At 56.6% G+C, this 18,021-nt stretch carries 13 protein-coding genes; 4 read left to right on the forward strand and 9 right to left on the reverse strand.

What is annotated here, in order from left to right; genetic code table 11:
• Window positions 1-32 precede the first annotated feature (32 nt).
• The 3 genes from ACL2XN_RS12565 (at window position 33) to ACL2XN_RS12575 (ending at window position 2,764) form a co-directional block, all read left to right on the forward strand.
• Window positions 33-758 carry a lytic polysaccharide monooxygenase auxiliary activity family 9 protein gene (locus ACL2XN_RS12565; RefSeq protein ID WP_413730912.1) on the forward strand — a complete coding sequence of 242 codons (726 nt, stop codon included), beginning with the start codon at window positions 33-35 and terminating at the stop codon, window positions 756-758.
• A gap of 205 nt (window positions 759-963) precedes the next feature.
• On the forward strand, window positions 964-1,779 hold the full coding sequence (locus ACL2XN_RS12570; protein ID WP_413730913.1) for a lytic polysaccharide monooxygenase: 816 nt from the start codon (window positions 964-966) through the stop codon (window positions 1,777-1,779).
• 190 nt (window positions 1,780-1,969) lie between these two features.
• Window positions 1,970-2,764 (forward strand): lytic polysaccharide monooxygenase, encoded by a 795-nt coding sequence (locus ACL2XN_RS12575; RefSeq protein WP_413730914.1) that lies wholly within the window; start codon window positions 1,970-1,972, stop codon window positions 2,762-2,764.
• 132 nt (window positions 2,765-2,896) lie between these two features.
• Here ACL2XN_RS12575 and eno read toward each other — a convergent pair whose 3' ends face one another.
• The 5 genes from eno to rlmD form a co-directional block, all read right to left on the reverse strand.
• Entirely contained in the window at window positions 2,897-4,198 is a 1,302-nt protein-coding gene (gene eno, locus ACL2XN_RS12580; RefSeq protein ID WP_410016355.1) for a phosphopyruvate hydratase, read from the reverse strand.
• An 86-nt stretch (window positions 4,199-4,284) separates the two neighbouring features.
• Window positions 4,285-5,922 carry a glutamine hydrolyzing CTP synthase gene (pyrG, locus tag ACL2XN_RS12585; protein WP_410016356.1) on the reverse strand — a complete coding sequence of 546 codons (1,638 nt, stop codon included), beginning with the start codon at window positions 5,920-5,922 and terminating at the stop codon, window positions 4,285-4,287.
• A 221-nt stretch (window positions 5,923-6,143) separates the two neighbouring features.
• Complete coding sequence (mazG, locus tag ACL2XN_RS12590) at window positions 6,144-6,962, reverse strand: nucleoside triphosphate pyrophosphohydrolase (RefSeq protein WP_413727126.1); 819 nt, start codon at window positions 6,960-6,962, stop codon at window positions 6,144-6,146.
• Between the two features lies 1 nt (window position 6,963).
• Window positions 6,964-9,198 (reverse strand): GTP diphosphokinase, encoded by a 2,235-nt coding sequence (gene relA / locus ACL2XN_RS12595; RefSeq protein ID WP_413730915.1) that lies wholly within the window; start codon window positions 9,196-9,198, stop codon window positions 6,964-6,966.
• A gap of 9 nt (window positions 9,199-9,207) precedes the next feature.
• The gene (gene rlmD, locus ACL2XN_RS12600) at window positions 9,208-10,542 is read right to left on the reverse strand and encodes a 23S rRNA (uracil(1939)-C(5))-methyltransferase RlmD (protein ID WP_413730916.1); all 1,335 of its coding nucleotides are present in this window, start codon (window positions 10,540-10,542) and stop codon (window positions 9,208-9,210) included.
• A 59-nt stretch (window positions 10,543-10,601) separates the two neighbouring features.
• Between rlmD and barA the strand changes: the two genes are divergently transcribed.
• A complete protein-coding gene (gene barA, locus ACL2XN_RS12605) occupies window positions 10,602-13,349 on the forward strand; it encodes a two-component sensor histidine kinase BarA (RefSeq protein ID WP_413722164.1) in 2,748 nt (915 codons plus the stop codon).
• 90 nt (window positions 13,350-13,439) lie between these two features.
• On the opposite strand, the gene ACL2XN_RS12610 is transcribed toward barA, so the two are convergent.
• The 4 genes from ACL2XN_RS12610 to ACL2XN_RS12625 all read right to left on the reverse strand — a co-directional run bounded on the left by ACL2XN_RS12610 (window position 13,440) and on the right by ACL2XN_RS12625 (window position 17,777).
• On the reverse strand, window positions 13,440-14,582 hold the full coding sequence (locus tag ACL2XN_RS12610) for a glycerate kinase (protein WP_410016361.1): 1,143 nt from the start codon (window positions 14,580-14,582) through the stop codon (window positions 13,440-13,442).
• An 83-nt stretch (window positions 14,583-14,665) separates the two neighbouring features.
• Complete coding sequence (gene garR, locus ACL2XN_RS12615) at window positions 14,666-15,559, reverse strand: 2-hydroxy-3-oxopropionate reductase (protein WP_410016615.1); 894 nt, start codon at window positions 15,557-15,559, stop codon at window positions 14,666-14,668.
• Window positions 15,560-15,614: 55 nt separating this feature from the next.
• A complete protein-coding gene (gene garL, locus ACL2XN_RS12620) occupies window positions 15,615-16,385 on the reverse strand; it encodes a 2-dehydro-3-deoxyglucarate aldolase (RefSeq protein ID WP_410016362.1) in 771 nt (256 codons plus the stop codon).
• Between the two features lie 60 nt (window positions 16,386-16,445).
• The gene (locus tag ACL2XN_RS12625; RefSeq protein WP_410016363.1) at window positions 16,446-17,777 is read right to left on the reverse strand and encodes an MFS transporter; all 1,332 of its coding nucleotides are present in this window, start codon (window positions 17,775-17,777) and stop codon (window positions 16,446-16,448) included.
• Between the last annotated feature and the right edge of the window lie 244 nt (window positions 17,778-18,021).

An 18,021-nucleotide genomic window follows, 5' to 3' on the forward strand; every position in this document is an offset into this window, starting at 1 on the left:
TCCCCCAATTACCTGATAACAAGGAACCCATCATGAGTTATATAGACAATAATCAACTTCCCTACCGGCCTGATCACTGTCAGGGTGGAGATTACCGGCAGAATTATGGCTATCCTCCTCCCTACCCTTTTTACGAGCCAATCGATCCGCAAAGCGGTCGCGTGGTATCACCGGCTTCGCGCGCGGTGATTATGCTCAATAATGGGTATTTACCACCGTTCCTGGTTGATGAAATGACCGGGGGCAAAAATTTCCCTGACTTATTTGCCGGCCCGGTACTTTTCCCTTTCCACACAGATATAGAAAGTTCAAATCCCCCGCCTGATGGACGGATCGTCAGCGGCGGTAATGGGGACGCACGCGATATCGTCAATGCCACAGATGAGGAATTACGTGGCCTGACTGGCGGCAATTTCAACCAATGGCCCAGATTACGGGTTAACCCAGCGCAATCCTTGACCATTCAGTGGGTGAACACCATACCCAGAGTCACCAGGGGGTATCGCGCGTTTATCACACGTGATAATTGGGATTCCAGAGTTCGCATTGCGCGTAATCAGCTGGAGCCCGTTCCGTTCTTCAATACGCTCAATCAGGGAGTTCCCTGGCAGGAGCACCTAGGCGATTTACAACCTCGAATAACGTTGCCTTTAGTGCTCCCCTTTAACAAAAGGGGTCATCATGTCATTATTTTACTCTGGCTGGTAGCCAATCAGCCTATTGCTATCTATCAGGCGTTTGACGTCGATTTCGGTTAGGTTATCCATTACTGGAACAAAGGTCCAGCTGCGGACATATCTGCCTATAGCTGGGCCGGAACTTTTGCTCATTGACCCTGTTATATCCCATATTTTTAAAAGATTTTGTTCACTGTCTATTCGATGATATTTAAACTGGCAGCAAAATTCTTAAATATCAAAACAACATATATTTATACCGGTTCCGCTTTATCAGGAGTAAATCATGAATAAAAATTATACCCTTAAAGATCATTTATCGAAAGTTAATCCTAACGACAATTACTCAAGGGACTATCGCAACAGTTGTAACTGGCGCGATGGTTATTCTTTATCACCTTATTGGGATCAGTCCAATAATATTCGCCATAACAACAGAGGCTGTTGTATAAACTCGACCGTCGACGATACGCCAGTGCCACCCTTGCCTATCGTTACTCCGGCTTCGCGTGCGCAAACCCTGGTCGATTTAGGCAGGCTTAGCCCCCTGCAAGTCAATACAGCAACCGGCGGAAAAAATTTCCCAGATCTCAATGGCGGAGCTGTTTTTTGGCCTTTCCAGGATGATGTCTGGAGTGCAACTCCGCCCGAGGATGGCTTTATTCTCAGTGGCGGCCAAAGTGGGGAGATTAGTGCAGTTAATTTTACCGATAATCAAATCGCCATCTTCACCTTGTTCGCTATTCGTCAATGGCCCAGGATACGGTTGAGCGCCGGTCAGATATTAAACATAGAATGGCTTTACGATAGGCGACGGCTCACCAGAGGCTATCGGGCGTTTATTACCCGCGACGACTGGAATCCCAATGCCCGTATTACGCGAGCTCAGTTGGAGCTGCGTCCGTTTTGGGAGAATATTAACCAAGAGTTCCCCTTTTGGCAGTTCCCGGCGCAGTTACAACCAAGAACGCATCATTCAATTCCCATTCCCTTCAATAAAACAGGGCATCATGTCATCGTCTTATTATGGCTTATAGCTGATTTTGAAGATGCCGTTTATCAGGCTTTCGATATTGATATTGATTCAAACACTGTATATTAACATGGAAATAAGCCCTGCAATTTAAAAACAATTACCGGGTTTAATCATACATATAAAAGTAAATTAATTATACAGATAACTATAGAAATTTTTGCTATCAGGTTTTTCAACTTAATGTAAAGATCATTCATTTCGCTGACGCTTACACTAATAATAAGATTTTCCGTTGCGAGTAAATCTGGAGACGCTTATGTACCATAAAGCAAAAACAGTTGACCCACCTAAAAAAAATTCAAATATTAAATGTTTTTATAGGGTGAATCATATCGGTAATGGCCATCGTCTCTTTAACCCACCCTATGCCCATTGTCAGCGAGATAAAATCCAGCGCGCCGAGTGCCCGCTATGTTCCGGCGAATCAAACGTTGATTATGGGGCCCGCCTTGGCCGCTTGACGGTCCCACCCTCACGTGCCCAGTTTCTTGCCAATCAGGGATATCTTGAAGTCTGGTTTGCCGAAGCCATAACCGGGGGCAAAAATTTTCCCGACCGGTTCCCGGGGCCTGTTCGCCAACCATTTCAGGATGATGTAGAAAGCTCAACGCCACCCTCTGACTTTTACATCCTTAGCGGTGGTCACCAGGATAGGCGGGGCCTGGTGTCTTTGGACGACCAGGATATGACTTTCTATTTAGGCATTCCCTTTACCTGGCCCAGGATCAGGGTAAACCGCGGTCAGGAATTATATGTAGAATGGTTATATTACGTCCTGCGCGCCACCAGGGGCTATCGGGCGTTTATCACCAAGGATGATTGGTCGCAACGATGGCCTTATTCTCGCGACCAGTTTGAACCGGTGCCGTTCTGGGAAATGCTGAACCCGCAAACCCCCTACTGGCAGCACGCGGCGGCATTAAAACCAAAAGATAACATGCTTATTCCACTACCATGGAATAAAAGCGGTTACCATGTCATTCTTTTATTATGGCTAACTACTGACACATACTATGCCGTCTATCAGGCGCTAGATGTGGATTTCGGCTGAATCCCTATTAAACGACAAGAAAAAGCCCCATCTTTACGATGGGGCTTTTGAAGATGCGAAAAGTGATAAAAACATCATCCGCATTTCCTGTCAGCATGCCGGCAAACGACGCACTGAGTCGGGAATGGGCAATTATGCCTGGCCTTTCACTTCTTTCAGACCGTTGAACGGTGCGCGTGCGCCCAGGGCTTCTTCGATGCGAATCAGCTGGTTGTACTTGGCAACGCGGTCGGAACGGCTCATGGAACCGGTCTTGATTTGACCTGCGGCGGTGCCCACGGCCAGATCGGCAATGGTGGCGTCTTCGGTTTCGCCGGAACGGTGAGAGATGATGGTGGTGTAACCGGCATCTTTCGCCATTTTGATCGCCGCCAGGGTTTCGGTCAACGAACCGATCTGGTTGAATTTGATCAGGATGGAGTTGGCGATGCCTTTATCGATACCTTCTTTCAGGATCTTGGTATTGGTCACGAACAGGTCATCACCGACCAGCTGGATTTTGTCGCCCAGCACTTTGGTCTGGTAGGCAAAGCCGTCCCAATCCGATTCGTCCAGGCCATCTTCGATGGAGACGATCGGGTAGGTCTTGGTCAGGCCTTCCAGGTAGTGGGTGAACTCTTCGGAGGTGAAGGATTTGCCTTCGCCTTTCAGTTCGTATTTACCGGTTTCCTTGCTGTAGAATTCAGACGCGGCGCAGTCCATGGCCAGGGTGATATCTTTACCCAGCACATAACCGGCTTTTTCCACGGCTTCCTTGATGGCGGCCAGGGCGGCGGAGTTGGATTCCAGGTTCGGCGCATAGCCGCCTTCGTCGCCAACGGCGGTATTCAGGCCCTTGGCCTTCAGCACTTTCGCCAGGTTATGGAACACTTCAGAACCCATGCGAATCGCTTCCTTGACGGTTTTAGCGCCAACCGGCTGGATCATGAATTCCTGGATGTCGACGTTGTTGTCGGCATGTTCGCCGCCGTTGATGATGTTCATCATCGGCAACGGCATGGAGAACTTGCCGGCGGTGCCGTTCAGTTCAGCGATGTGTTCGTACAAAGGCATGCCTTTGGACGCGGCGGCGGCCTTGGCCGCGGCCAGGGAAACGGCCAGGATGGCGTTGGCGCCAAATTTGGATTTGTTTTCCGTGCCGTCCAGATCGATCATGATCTTGTCGATATTGGCCTGGTCTTTCGCGTCCTTGCCCAGCACCGCTTCAGCGATGGGACCGTTAACCGCGGCAACCGCCTTGGTCACGCCTTTACCCAGAAAACGCGATTTGTCGCCGTCACGCAGTTCAAGCGCTTCGCGCGAACCGGTGGAAGCACCTGACGGCGCAGCGGCCAAACCTACAAAACCACCTTCCAGATGCACTTCTGCTTCTACAGTCGGATTGCCGCGTGAATCGATGATTTCACGGCCGATGACTTTAACAATTTTGGACATTTAGTATTTCCTCAGTACAAGTTAAAACAAAATTCCTGACGACCCGCCCGCGATACCCTGACCGCGCGCCGCCCGCCTGTTCAAATTTATTTCAGCTGACGCTTCTGGTACTCGCCGGCCGCCTTGACGAAGCCGGTGAACAACGGATGGCCGTCACGGGGCGTCGAGGTAAACTCGGGATGGAACTGGCACGCCACGAACCACGGATGATCCGGGTATTCGATAATCTCCACCAGGCGGTTATCCCCCGACAGCCCCGCAACGCGCAGGCCGGCGGCTTCGATCGGCTTTAACAGCATATTATTGACTTCATAGCGGTGGCGGTGACGCTCGACGATGGTCTGCTCGCCGTACATGCTGCGCACCAGGCTGCCGTCGGTTAACTGGCAAGCCTGGCTGCCCAGGCGCATGGTGCCGCCCAGATCGCTTTGCTCGGTGCGCGTTTCCACGACGCCGTTTTCGTCGCGCCACTCGGTAATCAACGCGACCACCGGGTACTTACAGTCTGGCACAAATTCGGTGGAGTTTGCGTTTTCCATGCCCGCCACGTGCCGGGCAAATTCGATTAACGCCACCTGCAACCCCAGGCAGATGCCCAGGTAGGGAATTTTCTTTTCACGCGCGTACTGCGCGGTCAGGATCTTGCCTTCGACGCCGCGATAACCGAAACCGCCGGGAATCAGGATGGCATCGAGGTTTTTCAGGATCTCCACGCCGCGGGTTTCCACATCCTGCGAATCGATAAGCTTGATATTCACCGTCAGGCGGTTTTTCAGCCCGGCGTGCTTCAGCGCCTCGATAACCGATTTATACGCGTCCGGCAGTTCGACATATTTACCGACCATGCCGATGGTGACTTCGCCGCCCGGGTTGGCTTCCTCGTACACCACCTGTTCCCATTCAGACAGGTTAGCCTCGGGACAGTTCAGGCTGAATCGTTTACAAATATAATCGTCCAGGCCTTGGGATTTCAAGAGGGCCGGGATTTTATAAATGGAATCAACATCTTTCAGGGAAATTACCGCTTTTTCCGGCACATTGCAGAATAAAGCGATTTTAGCCCGCTCGTTATTGGGTACCGAGCGATCGGAACGGCAAATCAGCACGTCCGGCTGGATGCCGATGGAAAGCAGTTCCTTGACCGAATGCTGGGTCGGCTTGGTTTTCACCTCGCCCGACGCGGCCATATAGGGCACCAGGGTGAGGTGCATGTAGATGGTGTGTTCGCGGCCCACGTCCACCGCCATCTGGCGGATGGCCTCGAGGAACGGCAGGGATTCGATATCGCCCACGGTGCCGCCGATTTCCACCAGCACCACGTCGTGGCCTTCGCCGCCTTCAAGGATGCGTTCCTTGATATTGTTGGTGATATGCGGAATGACCTGGATGGTGGCGCCGAGATAATCGCCACGGCGCTCTTTGCGCAGCACGTCGGAGTAAATGCGGCCGGTGGTGAAATTATTACGACGCGACATTTTGGTGCGGATAAAGCGCTCGTAGTGACCCAGATCCAGATCGGTTTCCGCTCCGTCCTCGGTGACAAACACTTCGCCGTGCTGGATAGGGCTCATGGTACCCGGATCCACATTGATGTAGGGGTCCAGCTTCATGATGGTAACGTTGAGTCCCCGGGCTTCGAGAATAGCCGCCAGGGAGGCCGCGGCAATGCCTTTACCCAATGAGGAAACGACCCCGCCGGTTACAAAAATATAATTTGTTGTCATGCTGAACCTGAGAATTTAGGTGTAAAGACGGAATAACCAAGACGGGAAAACAGTATACCTGAAGCGCGAATCGGCCACAAACGTTCGTTTTGCAAATCGCGCAGGCGGCATAACGGCCGCATCAGCGGGCCCAGTCGATGACCGCTTGCCATAAATACCTTATTTTATAGTATATTAGCTACGAAAACGGCGTTATCGTTAACATAGCGGCAATGATGAGTTTACCCGGCGATTTCCCGTTTTTTTATTTGCCGCCAGGCGGCTTCCATCTGCTCGAGACTGGCCTGGGGCAGGGTTTGCCCCTGGGCCTGGATAATCTCTTCCACCTGGCGAAACCGGCGCTCGAATTTACGGTTGGCTTTTTGCAAAGCGGTTTCCGCTTTCTTGCCCAAATGGCGGGTCAGGTTGACGGTGGCGAACAGCAGATCGCCCAGTTCTTCCTCAAGCTTATCTTCATCCACCACCGCCTGGCGGGCTTCGTGCATCACCTCGTTGATTTCTTCGTAGACCTTGTCCACCACCGGGCCGAGCGTGGTCCAGTCAAAACCCACCGTGGCGCAGCGCTGCTGGATTTTCTGCGCCTTCATCAACGCCGGCAGGGCGTCGGGAATATCGTCGAGCGGCGACAGGCGTTCTTTTTCCGCCCGTTCCCGCGCCTTGAGCTGTTCCCACTGGCCGGGAGGCGCCGCGCCGTCCTCGCCGGGCTGCCGGGCAAAAATATGCGGATGGCGGCGCTCGAGTTTATCGCTGATGGCGTCGCACACGCCGGCAAAATCGAACAGCCCCTGCTCGCGCGCCATTTCAGCGTAAAACACCACCTGGAACAGCAAATCGCCCAATTCGTCGCGCAAATCGTCATAATCGCGCCGGGCAATGGCGTCCAGCACCTCGTAGGTCTCCTCCAGGGTGTAGGGGACGATAGTGTCGAACGTCTGGCGCTTGTCCCACGGACAGCCCGTGCGCGGGTCGCGCAGGCGGGTCATGATGGCCAGCAGCCTGGCCTGGGCGGCGGCCGAGGCATCGATGGCGTTCGCGGTCATATTATTCTCCGTGCAGCCGGCGCGCGTCGATCACGTCCGGCAGTTGATTAAGTTTGGACAATACCCGGCCAAGTACCTGCAGGTTATAGATTTCAATATCCATATCGATGGTCGCCAGCTGCTGTTTGATGTCGCTGCGGCTGGCCACGCCCAGCACGTTGACCTTTTCATTGGCCAGGATAGTGGTGATATCGCGCAGCAGGCCGCTGCGATCGTTGGCCACCACCCGCACCACCAGCGAGTAGCCGCTGGAATAACTCTCGCCCCAGACGGCGTCGACAATGCGTTCGGGGGCGTTGGCCTGTAAATCCGCCAATTGCTCGCAGTCCGCGCGGTGAATGGAGATGCCGCGGCCGCGGGTAATGAAACCGGTAATCTCATCGCCGGGGATCGGCTGGCAGCAGCGGGCGATATGGTGCATCAGGTTGCCGACCCCTTCCACCACCACCCGGCCGTTATCCTTCGAGCGCGGCACCGCGGACGGCTTTTGCGTCAGTTGCTTGAGCGCCGCGCGATCCTGCTCTTCCGGGCTGGGCTTGTTCAGCTTGCCCTGCAGGAAGTTAATCATCTGGTTGATGCGCACGTCGCCGCCGCCGATGGACGCCAGCAGCTCGTCGAGGGTATTGACGTTATAGCGCGGCAGCAGCAGCTTTTCGGCTTCCTTGATGCTCAGGCCCAAATGCTCCAGTTCATCGTCCAGCAGCTGGCGGCCGGCCAGGATATTCTTGTCCCGGTCCTGTTTACGGAACCAGTTATGGATCTTCGAGCGCCCGCGGCTGGTGGTGACATATCCCAGGTTGGGATTCAGCCAGTCGCGGCTGGGGTTCGGCTGCTTCTGGGTGATGATCTCCACCTGGTCGCCCATGCGCAGCTGGTAGGTAAAGGGCACGATGCGCCCGCTTATCTTGGCGCCGATGCAGCGGTGTCCCACATCGCTGTGGATATGGTAGGCGAAATCCAGCGGCGTGGAGCCGGCGGGCAAATCGATCACGTCGCCTTTCGGGGTAAAGACATAGACCCGATCGTCGAACACCTGGCTGCGCACTTCGTCGAGGATTTCCCCCGAATCCGCCATTTCTTCCTGCCAGGCCAGCAGCTTGCGCAGCCAGGCGATGCGTTCTTCGTAACCGGAGCGCACGCCGCCGGTGGCGGTGGCGCCTTCCTTGTACTTCCAGTGCGCCGCCACGCCCAGTTCGGCGTCCTCATGCATCTGCCGGGTACGGATCTGGATTTCCAGCGTTTTGCCGCGCGGCCCCAGCACCACGGTGTGAATGGACTGGTAGCCGTTGGGTTTGGGGTTGGCGACGTAATCGTCGAACTCATCGGGCAAATGGCGAAAATGCGTATGGACGATGCCGAGCGCGGCATAACAATCCTGCAGCCGCTCCACCACCACCCGCACGGCGCGCACGTCAAACAGCTCGTCGAACTCCAGCGATTTTTTCTGCATCTTGCGCCAGATGCTGTAGATATGCTTGGGCCGCCCGTAGATATCCGCTTTCAGCCCTTCCTCTTTCATCGCATCGCGCAGCGAGGCGACAAAATCATCGATATACTGCTCACGATCGATACGCCGCTCATGCAACAGTTGCGCAATGCGCTTGTACTCGTCCGGATGCAGGTACCGGAAGCAGAAATCCTCCAGTTCCCACTTGAGCTGGCCGATCCCCAGCCGGTTTGCCAGCGGCGCGTAGATATTGGAACTTTCTTTCGCCGCCAGTACCCGCTCATCCTCAGGGGCGTCCTTCAGTTCGCGCAAATGGGCGATACGCTCGGCAAGCTTGATGACCACGCAGCGGAAATCTTCGACGATGGCCAGCAGCATGCGCCGGACGTTATCCACCTGTTCCGGGGCCATGGAGTCGTTAGTGGTGGCTTTTAACTGGCGGATGGCGTCCATATCGCGCACGCCGTGCACCAGATCGACGATTTTCTTGCCGAACTGCGTCTCGAGCACCGCTTCTTCGACCACCTCGCTGTCGGCAAGGGGGAACAGCAGCGCCGCGCACAGGCTGTCGCTGTCCATGCTGAGCATGGACAGGATCTCCACCATCTCGATGCCGCGCCAGAGGATCAGCGCCGCCTCGGGGTGCTCTTTACATTGCTGCTCGCAATAACGCCAGGTTTCGGCCAGCCGCTCACTTGACTGCGGGTTGGAAAGACCCAGACTGGCAACCCAGTCTTCGGGGACAAACTCGCCCGCTGTATTCAAATGCGCACTTCTTACCGCAACCATATCCACTCCCTACTTTGCACAGACGCCGGCATCTTTTACAAACAACGTCATCGATTCAAGATGTCCGCTATGCGGAAACATATCCAGCATAGCCACGCGCGCCGGGACATACCCCGACGCCATCAACACAGTGCTATCCCGCGCAAGTGTTGTGGGGTTACAAGACACATAGACGATACGCCGGGGCGCCCAGGCGGCAATATGGGACATGACGCCCAGGGCGCCGGCACGTGCCGGGTCGAGCAATATTTTATCAAATCCCCGGTTGGCCCAGGGCCGTGTGGTCACGTCCTCTTCCAGATTGTCATGAAAGAAGGTGACGTTATTCAATAAATTCTGTTGTGCATTATATTGCCCATTCGCCACTAGCGCCGCAACCCCTTCCACGCCGATAACCTCGGCGCAGCGTTTGGCCAGCGGCAGGGTAAAGTTGCCCATGCCGCAGAACAAATCCAGCACCCGCTCATCCGCCCCGGGCGCCAGCCATTCCAGCGCCAGCGCCACCATGCGGCGGTTAACCTCGGCGTTGACCTGAATGAAATCCCTTGGGCTGAACTGTAGACACAAATCGTCAATGTGGTATACCGGCGGCTCGCCATGCAGGCATTCCAGCGACTCGCTGTCCGCGGCCAGCCACATCATCACCTGATGGCGCGCGGCGAAGTCCAGCAGCCGCCGCCGGTCGCCGTCGTCAAGCACATCAAGATGGCGCAGCACCACCAGCGGCCCGTTGTCCGCCATCACCAGTTCCACATGCCCCAGGCGCCTGGCCGCCTTTAGCTGCGCCAGCGCCGCTTTCAACGGCGCCAGCAGTTGCTCCAGGCCCGGGATCAGGATGGGGCAATGGGTAATGTCCACCACATCGCTGGACTTCGCCTGGCGATAGCCCATGGCCAGGGAGCGGGACTTTTGGCGGTATTCCAGCCCCAGGCGCGCGCGCCGCCGGTAGCCGTAGGCGTCCGCGCCCACGCGAATGATAGCGCCCGGAATCGCGCCGATTTCCCGCGTCAGCAGCGTGCGCAGCGTGGCGGCCTTGCTTTGCTGTTGCAACGCCTGGCTGATGTGCTGCTGCTGGCATCCGCCGCAAACGCCGAAATGCGGGCAGCGCGGCGCGACCCGCTCCGGGCTGTCGTTTAACCTTTTGGTCACCCGGCCCCGGCTAAACTGGCGTTTGTCCTCGGTGATGCGCACCTCGGCCTGCTCACCCGGCAACAGACCGGGGATAAAAATCGTTTTCCCCTGGTGGCGCGCCACGCCCTGGCCGAAACCATCCAGATCGTGACAGGTCACGGTCAGGGTTTGCTGTGTCGCCACGCGACGGTTTGCAGAGTAGAATTGCGCCATAATTGCTTGTTACAGGTTTCCTGAATAGCCGGGTTATCATTCTCCCATATTGGAACGCTATGACCAAATACAGCTTGCGCGCGCGGATGATGATACTGATTCTGGCGCCGACGTTATTGATCGGTTTGCTGCTAAGCGCATTTTTTGTCGTTCATCGTTATAACGAATTGCAGAATCAGCTGGTGGCTGCCGGCACGAGCATTATCGAACCGCTGGCGGTATCAACCGTCTACGGCATGACCCTTCATGACCGCGACTCGGTGCGCCATCTCGTCAACCTGCTGCATCGCCATCACTCCGATATTGTACGCTCGATAAGCGTGTTCGATGCCAATAATAAACTTTTCGCCACCTCCAACTACCACCAGAATATCAACCAACAGCAGTTGCCGCCGGGCAGTCCGCCGCCCGGCGAACTGACCCTGGCGCGCCTGGGCGGTACGCTTATCATGCGCGCGCCCATCTGGTCGGAGGATGATTTGCCCGACCCGGCAAACCAGGCCGACGCCCGCATCGCGCCGCTGGGCTATATTACCATTGAGCTGGACCTGGATTCGGTACGGTTGCAGCAATATAAAGAAGCCTTTGTCTCGACGCTGCTGCTGCTGCTGTGTCTGTGTATCGCCATGCTGTTCGCCTATCGCCTGATGCGCGATGTTACCGGCCCCATCCGCAATATGGTCAGCACGGTCGATCGCATCCGGCGCGGCCAGCTCGACAGCCGGGTAGAGGGGTATATGCTCGGTGAGCTGGATATGCTGAAAAACGGCATCAACTCAATGGCCATGTCGCTGACGGCATATCATGAGGAAATGCAGCAGAATATCGATCAGGCCACCTCGGACCTGCGCGAAACCCTGGAGCAGATGGAGATCCAGAACGTCGAGCTGGATCTGGCTAAAAAACGCGCCCAGGAGGCGGTGCGCATCAAATCGGAATTCCTGGCCAATATGTCCCACGAACTGCGCACCCCGCTTAACGGCGTCATCGGTTTTACCCGGCAGACGTTAAAAACGCCGCTGTCGCCGACGCAGCGGGATTACCTGCAGACCATAGAACGTTCGGGCAATAACCTGCTTAGCATTATTAACGATGTGCTGGATTTTTCCAAACTGGAAGCCGGCAAGCTGCTGCTGGAGGCCATTCCGTTCGCGCTGCGCGCCACCCTTGATGAGGTGATTGTCCTGCTGGCGCAGACCGCCCACGAGAAGGGACTGGAGATTACCCTGAACGTGCAGCAGGATGTGCCGGACGGCGTGGTGGGCGATCCCCTGCGCCTGCAGCAGGTCATTACCAACCTGTTGGGTAACGCCATCAAGTTTACCGAACAGGGCAATATCGATATCCGCATCGAAAAACACGGCACCGGGAACCATCAAATGGAGCTGGAGGTGCAGATCCACGATACCGGGATCGGCATCGCCGAACGTCAGCAGTCGCAGCTGTTCCAGGCGTTTCGCCAGGCGGACGCCAGCATTACCCGCCGCCACGGCGGCACCGGCCTGGGGCTGGTGATTACCCAGAAACTGATCAAGGAAATGGGCGGCGATATCAATTTCCACAGCCAGGTCGACCGCGGCTCGTCCTTTTGGTTTCATATCCCCCTGCAGTTGAGCGGGGCCGACGGCGCGCCGGATTATGCCCATCTGCGCGATAAAAGCCTGGCGTTTGTCGAAGCCAACCCCGCCGCCGCCCAGGCGACGCTGGATATGCTGCGCGCCACGCCGCTGACGGTCAGTTTCAGTCCGACGCTTACGCAACTGCCGGCGGGGCACTATGATATTTTGCTTATCGGCAAACCGGTGACGCAGCGCCTCTCGTTAATCGATATCAAGCGCGAGCTGACTGAAGCCGCCGGGATTGCCGGCTGCGTGATCCTGGCCTTGCCCAGCCCCGCCATGGTGGAGGCTGAGCAGATCAAACGCATGGGCGCCTGTGCCTGCCTGGCGAAGCCGGTCTCCGCCAACCGGTTTTTACCCTTGCTGCGCGCGCGGCCGCGGCCCGTGGTAAGCCAAGTCACGCCGCCCCGCGCCGCGCGCCTGCCGCTGACCGTCATGGCGGTGGATGACAATCCGGCCAACCTGAAGCTTATCGGCGCGCTGCTGCAAGAGCAGGTGGAACACACCATTTTATGCCAAAACGCCCGCGAAGCGCTGGCCTACGCCGACGGGCATCCGCTGGATCTGATCCTGATGGATATCCAGATGCCGGAAATTGACGGCCTGCGCGCGGCCGAGCTGATGCGGCAGTTGCCGCGCCACGCGCAAACGCCCATCGTGGCGGTTACCGCCCATACGCTGGGCAATGAGCGGGAAAAACTGCTTGAGGCCGGCATGGATGATTACCTGGCCAAACCCATCGACGAAAACATATTGCAGCGGCTGCTGGCGCGTTATGGCGCCGAAGAGGTACGCCGCTCGCCGCACGCGCAGACGGCGGACGCGACCGCGGAGCAGGACAATCAGGACGCCACCCTGGATTGGCAGTTGGCGCTGCGCCAGGCCGCCGACAAACCGGATTTGGCCCAAGACCTGCTGGGGATGCTGGTCAGCTTTTTAATCGAGGTAAAACAACGGGTGACCGCCGTGGTAAACGGCGTCGAGGACCCGCATATCGGTGAGCTGGTGCACAAACTGCACGGCAGTTGCAGCTACAGCGGCGTGCCCAGGCTCAGGCGGCTCTGCGCCGATATCGAACGCCAACTGCGCGCGGGCGCGCCGCTGGCGGCGCTAGAGCCGGAGTGGCTGGAAATGCTGGATGAAATTGAAAATGTCACCCTGGCGTCCGCGCCTTTTCTTACGGCTTAGGCGTCGCCGGCCAGGCCGCGCAAAAAAAAAGAGTGGCCGCCGTGAAGCTGCGCCACCCTTTACCCCGGCGTTTAGCCGGCGTCTTGTAAATCAGGCCATCTCGCGGGCCAGCTTGATGGTAGCCGCGATATTGCGCGCGGTCATGCGCACATTGGCGGCGGCGTTTTCCAGCGCGTCCTCCAGCGTGCAGATTTCATATAACACGCTGAACACCGCGTCCAGGCCGTGCTGATGCACCACCCCCACGTCGGCGGTCAGGCTGCCGGCGATGCCGATCACCGGCTTGTTATAGCGTTTGGCGACCAGCGCCACCCCAATCGGCACTTTACCGTGGATGGTCTGGCTGTCGATGCGCCCTTCCCCGGTGATCACCAGGGTAGCGTCCCTGACCAGGGCATCCAGTCCCAGCGCCTCGGTAACGATTTCGATACCTTTGCGCAGCTCCGCGCCGCAAAACGCCTGTAAACCGGCGCCCATGCCGCCGGCCGCGCCCGCGCCGGGGATATGTTCGACATCTTTATCCAAATCGCGTTTGATAATGGCGGCATAATGCCCAAGCGAGGCGTCAAGTTGCCGGATCATGGCAGGCGTCGCGCCTTTCTGCGGGCCGAATATCGCCGTGGCGCCCTCATCGCCGGTCAGGGGATTGGTGACGTCGCAGGCCACCTCGAAACGGCATTCCCTGATGCGCGGATCCAGATGGGTAATATCGATACGCGCCAGCTTATCCAGCTCGCCGCCGCCGTAACCGATCTGTTGACCCTGCGCGTCGAGCAGCCCGCCGCCCAGCGCCTGCACCATGCCGGCGCCGCCGTCGTTGGTGGCGCTGCCGCCGATGCCGATAATGCAATGTTTAACGCCGTGATCCAGTGCGCAGCGGATCAGCTCGCCGGTGCCGAAAGAGGTGGTTAACAGCGGATTGCGGTCGCAGGCGCGCACCAATTCCAGCCCGCTGGCGGCGGCCATTTCGATAAACGCGGTTTGTTTATCGCCGGACAGGCCGAAAAAGCCGTCCACCTGGTCGCCAAGGGGGCCGGTGACCCTGACCTTGACGATTTCTCCCCCGGTGGCCGCCACCATGGCCTCCACGGTGCCCTCACCGCCATCCGCCACCGGCAATTTGACGTAATGGGCATCGGGAAACACGTCACGAAATCCCTGTTCGATCTGCGTTGCGACCTCCAAGGCAGACAAACTTTCTTTGTAAGAATCCGGTGCGATTACTATCTTCATAGACTACCTGCGCCTGTTGAGCTGAAGCCGGCAAAATAGCTATTTTGCCGCCTCGCAGGGCGCCGGTCCGGCGCCCGACCAATTTATTGCCGCTTAACTTCAATCTTGGCCAATTTTTCATAATAACAAGCCAGGGCGCTGTGATCCGCATTGCCCAAATCGTCTTGCTTCAGGGCCTGCATCATTTCCATTACCACCGCGGTTAACGGCAGTTGCGCGCCGACGCCATGCGACGTATCCAGGGCATTGGCCAGATCCTTGATATGCAAGTCAATGCGGAAACCCGGCTTGAAGTTGCGATCCAATACCATCGGCGCCTTGGCTTCCAGCACCGTGCTGCCCGCCAGTCCGCCGCGAATGGCCTGGAATACTTTTTCCGGGTCGACGCCGGCCTTGGTTGCCAGCACCAGCGCTTCCGACATGGCGGCGATATTCAGCGCCACGATCACCTGGTTGGCCAGTTTAGTGACGTTACCGGCGCCGATATCACCGGTATGCACCACGGAAGCCGCCATGGCCTTCAGCAGTTCAAAGCTCTTGTCGAATAAAGCCTTATCACCGCCGACCATCACGGACAGGGTGCCTTCGATGGCTTTGGGCTCGCCGCCGCTGACCGGGGCATCAAGCATGTCGATGCCTTTTTCCGCCAGGGCGGCGGCGATTTCGCGGCTGGCCAACGGCGCGATGGAGCTCATATCAATGACCAGGGTACCGGCTTTGGCGCCTTCTACCACGCCGTTTTCACCCAGCACCACTTCTTTAACATGCGGAGAGTTCGGCAGCATGGTGATAATGATATCGGTTTGTTCGGCCACGGCCTTCGCCGTGTCGGCTGAGGTGGCTCCGGCCGCAACCACTTCCGCTACCGCTTCGGTATTGCGATCCAGTACCACTAATGAGTAACCCGCTTTCAGCAGGTTTTTGCTCATTGGTTTTCCCATGATGCCCAAGCCAATAAATCCAATTTTCATTACTATTACCTCTTAACGCTTGCTATAAAAAGTGTAGGGCGCGTCAGACGCGCCATGTCAGTTATTTTTTAAATTTGTCGGCCAGCGCCTGGGTGCCGCCGCGGAATACGCCGAGATCGCTGCCGACCGCAACGAAGGTGGCGCCCCACTCCAGATAACGGCGGGCGTCGGCTTCCACCGGCGCCAGGATGCCGCTCGGCTTGCCATGGGCCTTGGCGCGGGCAAAAATATGGCGGATGACGCTTTGCACCGCTTCATGGCCCGGCTGTCCCAGGTAACCCAGCGCCGCGGACAAATCGCCCGGGCCGACAAAGATACCGTCGACGCCGTCCACAGCGGCGATGGCGTCGATATTGTCCACGCCTTCCTGGCTTTCGATCTGCACCAGCACGGTGATATTGTCATTGATGGTGGCGTTATAGTCCGGCACGGTGCCAAACATATTGGAACGATGGGAAACCGACACGCCGCGGATGCCGGCGGGTGGATACCGGGTGGAGGATACCGCGCGCAGGGCCTGCTCTTCGGTTTCGACAAACGGGATCAGGAAATTATAAAAACCAATATCCAGCAGGCGTTTGATAATCACCGGCTCATTGGTTGGCGGACGCACCACCGGCGCGCTGTGGCTGCCCTTAAGCGCCATCAACTGCGGAACAAACGTGCCGACGTCATTAGGTGCGTGCTCACCGTCCAGTACCAGCCAGTCGAATCCCGCCAGGCCCAACACTTCCGTGGTAATGGGATTTGCCAGCGCGCACCAGCACCCAATCTGGGTTTCCCCCTGAAGTAACCCCTGGCGAAAACGGTTAGGCAGTAGTGGAGTGTTCATAATTTACCTCTATGCAATGAAACAGAAAGTAGCGGGCCCCAAAACGCCGGGCCCGCGATATCAGGATTTAACCAGCACCAGTCGCTTGATTTCGCCGACCACCACCAGGTAGCACAGCATGGCCGCCAGGGCGGAACAGCCGACAAAGATCAGCGCGGCGTTGAATGAATGCAATTCCTTGACCATATAACCGATAGCCAGCGGCGTAACGATGGAAGCCACGTTGCCGAACACATTGAATATGCCGCCGCACAGGCCGATCACTTCTTTCGGCGCAGTATCGGAAATCACCGGCCAGCCCAGGGCGCCGAAGCCTTTGCCGAAGAACGCCAGCGCCATCAGCGCCACCACGATGACCGTATTGTTGGTGTAGTTGCACAGGATAATGCTGGTGGCCAGCAGCATGCCCACGACGATCGGTATCTTACGTGCCACGGTCAGCGAGTGGCCGCGCTTGATCAGAATATCGGAAACCACGCCGCCCAGGACGCCGCCGGCAAAACCGAACAACGCCGGGATCGAGGCAATCAGGCCCACTTTCAGGATGGACATGCCCTTATCCTGCACCAGGTAAATCGGGAACCAGGTCAGGAAGAACCAAGTAATACTGTTGATGAAATACTGGCCGAAAAATACGCCGAGCATCATGCGGTTGGTCAGCATCTGTTTGACATAATCCCAGCGCGGGCCGTCTTTTTTACCGTCTCTCGGCGTGTCCATATCGACCATGGCGCCGCCGGCGGCGATGTAATCCAGCTCCTGCTGCGAAACGCGGGGGTGTTTATTCGGGTTTTGAATATATTTGATCCACACCATCGTCATGATGAAACCCAGCACGCCCATGACGGTGAAGACATGTTCCCATCCCCAGGCATAGGTCAGCCAGCCCAGGATGGGAGAAAATATCGCCAGGGCGAAATACTGCGCCGAGTTAAAAATCGCCGACGCGGTGCCGCGTTCAATGGTGGGGAACCAGGCGGCGACGATGCGCGCATTGGCCGGGAAAGACGGCGCCTCGGAGAAACCCAGCATAAAGCGCAGGATAAACAGCGTCATCGCCGCGTAAGCCACCGGGAAAAAGCCGACGAATCCCTGCAGCAGCGTAAACAGCGACCAGAAAAACAGGCTGTAGGTATAAACGCGTTTGGACCCGAAACGGTCCAGCAGCCAGCCGCCGGGAATTTGCATAATAAGGTAAGCCCAGCCAAACGCGGCGAATATCTGCCCCATTTGCCCGGCGTCCAGCCCCAGCGTCTTGGCGACATCGGAACCGGCAATGGACAGGGTTGCCCGATCGGCGTAGTTAACCGCGGTGACCAGGAAGATAATTAATAAAATCACATAACGAACATGTGTTTTTGTTCTACTTGAAACCAGAGGTGTCGTGCTCATTGAATACGCTCTAATCAGGCGATAAACTTCGGGAACACAAAAAATCATTACCACACTATTTTTTGCGTTGCGCTTTTTTATCGTGAGTTAATATTTTCTCGTAAGAGTCTTTTTATTTCACCGGTAGGCCGGTTGGTGTCTTATTTAACTGACCTGCATAGTATAAAAACCATCGTGAAAAATGGCACTGTGCATAAGCACAACAATTAAGCCTAAAATAACCGATTTTTTGGACATGAGCACG

Origin of the sequence: Sodalis sp. RH22, assembly GCF_047324165.1 — a bacterium.
GTDB lineage: Bacteria > Pseudomonadota > Gammaproteobacteria > Enterobacterales > Enterobacteriaceae > Acerihabitans.